The following is a 348-nucleotide window of genomic DNA, read 5'->3' on the forward strand; positions in this document are numbered from 1 at the left end:
ATCCGGCGATGAAAGTCTGGGTATTCCATTTGCCGAAGGGCGCATCTGCAAGAAGCCTCTTGCCCTTGGGACTTCGCCCCCTGAGCGGCGTCATGTTGGTTTTGACGGAAGTCTCGTCGATGAATACGAGCCTTCCGGGAGTGGCGCGCATGGCTGGTAGGCGATGTTTGTGCCATTCATCGCGCCCGGCCTTTACGTCAGCACGTTCTTTTTCCGACGCCATCAGCGTTTTTTATAGGTGAAACCGGCTTGGCACAGGAACTTCGACGGATCGACCTCAACGCCACGTCCGGCAAGCAGCAAAGCCGCAAGCTCCGGCATGGTGATGTCGGCCCGCTCCTCCACATG

1 pseudogene is annotated in these 348 nt (G+C 58.0%); it reads right to left on the reverse strand.

Annotated elements, in window-relative coordinates:
* A pseudogene (locus E1297_RS50050) lies at positions 1 to 348 on the reverse strand (IS630 family transposase); the annotation flags it as partial.

The sequence above is a fragment of the Roseibium sp. RKSG952 genome, from assembly GCF_009711355.1.